Raw genomic sequence first — 1998 nt, 5'->3', positions numbered from 1 at the left:
CACCAAAAAGCTGAGACTGTAGCCCTCTATAAATTCCATAACCAGAAATTGTTCATTTTCCGTAGTGAGACCATGCTCTAACGTTTTGACAATATGGGGATGGTGAAACTGAACTGCGATCTCCCCTTCCTTTGGTTTATTGAGCCCGGTAAAACGAGATTCGAGTTCCAGCGTTTTTTGTTTGTGTAATACTTTGAGGGCTACAATCTTTCCCGTATTGAAGTCCCTTGCCCGCCAGACCTTGGACATACTACCCTGCCCGACGCGTCCAATCAGTTCGAAGCGTTGTTTAATATTGACGCGAGGTATTCGGGGCGCTTTTGAAAAGAAACGTTTTAGAAAATTCATGCATTCACCAGAGAGCAAAGAGTGAATTCAGGACTAGCCCGAACCCCGGTACCCAATCTCAGAAGATAATAACCAGCTCAACACAGACAGTATAAGTGTCTTCACGGCAATACGCAAAGTGGTGCTGTCGAAAGCACCAGGTTCTGGCGGTGAAGTTTTACCCGGATGGCGATATAGACAGACTCGTTATTTCCAAATCAAGTGAGTTTTCAGAGGGGATCACACGCAATAGTCAATCAGGCGTGCTAATTCTGAGCGGAGTTTGGGTCTGGTAATAATTCGATCAACGAAACCATGTTCCAGGAGAAATTCACTGGTTTGAAATCCGTCGGGTAGTGTCATTTTCACTGTTGCCTGTACGACACGCGGACCTGCAAAACCAACCAGCGCTTTCGGCTCAGCGATCACGATATCCCCCAATGATGCGAAACTGGCGGCAACGCCTCCCATCGTCGGGTTTGTGAGTACGGAGATAAATAACCCTCCCTTTTCATGGTATCGTCCTAATGCTGCAGAGACTTTCCCCATTTGCATCAAAGAGAAAATTCCTTCATGCATTCGTGCTCCCCCTCCGGAGCCGCTGATAATAATCAAAGGGAGTTTCAGCGCGGTTGCCTGTTCGACTGCCCGGGTCAATTTTTCACCCACGACGGATCCCATACTGCCCATAATGAAGGATGAATCTGTGATGCCAATTACCAGGGGGCGGCCGCGCATATAACCGCGGCCCACGATACAGGCATCTTTCATGCCTGTTTTCTTTTGTTCAATGACGAGTCGATCTTTGTAAGTTTTGTTCTTGTCTGCAAATTCGAGCGGGTCACCTGCCGTTAAATCTGCAAACCATTCTTCAAAACTGTCTGGGTCAAGCAACTGCTGAATTCGAGTGTGAGCCGAAATATAAAAATGGTGGTCGCATTCGGGACAAAGTCCCAGCCCTTGCTCAACCTGTTTTCTGAACACGGTTGCATTGCACTCATTACAGCGTAACCATAAACCTTCTGGAACACCTCGCTTTGGGCGGGAAGAATGGCTTAACCATGAATCAACATTAGATTTGGGAGCAGAACTCATTTTACTTAGCCTCCTCGAACCGCCATTTTTCGTCATGGCTTCCTTGATCCTGTTTAGAACCCGTTTTATCAGATTGATCGTCAGAAGTTACCTGTTTTGAATCACTTTTTTTCGGAGGTGACTCAAGAATTTCAAACATTTCATTATGACAAAATCGTCGGCTATGCTCAAAAGAGATTTTTTCTGTGTCATCATTTCGTATGACATTGGCAATGATTGTAGCCAAGGGCTCAGATGCCACGATTGCAAAATTTTGCTTCTTTTTCAAATACTTCTGGAGTGTTTTTTTGACACGTTTCACTGCTTCCGAAGCTAATTCCCCTTCAGGCGGACAGACGGTCTCCGGCGATTCGGTCCATTGTTTGAGAAGTTTCGGGTATTTTCGGCGAACTTCCTCAAACTCGAGTCCTTGCCACAGCCCTTGATTCAGGTTTTTTAAGCCTGCTTTTTCTTTTACGGGGATGCCGAGATTTTCTCCTAAATGTTCGGCTGTAGAGAGTGCGGGCTCGGAAGAGGACGTAATGATGGTTTCGATACCGGAATTTTCAATTTTCGCAACTAGATTTTTAACTTGTT

Annotated in this window: 3 protein-coding genes; all 3 read right to left on the bottom strand. The window is 45.7% G+C overall.

Annotation, left to right across the window (positions count from 1 at the left end; all coding sequences use genetic code 11):
- On the bottom strand, nucleotides 1-348 hold a 348-nt coding region (locus tag Q0294_RS04345), incomplete at its 3' end, for a protein kinase (RefSeq protein ID WP_299461300.1).
- A gap of 219 nt (nucleotides 349-567) precedes the next feature.
- The gene (gene accD / locus Q0294_RS04340; RefSeq protein WP_299461298.1) at nucleotides 568-1422 is read right to left on the bottom strand and encodes an acetyl-CoA carboxylase, carboxyltransferase subunit beta; all 855 of its coding nucleotides are present in this window, start codon (nucleotides 1420-1422) and stop codon (nucleotides 568-570) included.
- Nucleotide 1423: 1 nt separating this feature from the next.
- A partial coding sequence (locus tag Q0294_RS04335; protein ID WP_299461296.1) for a histidine phosphatase family protein occupies nucleotides 1424-1998 on the bottom strand: 575 nt, incomplete at its 5' end.

This window comes from uncultured Gimesia sp., from assembly GCF_937919775.1.
Lineage (GTDB): Bacteria > Planctomycetota > Planctomycetia > Planctomycetales > Planctomycetaceae > Gimesia.
This window is presented reverse-complemented; position numbering and strand designations above follow the sequence as displayed.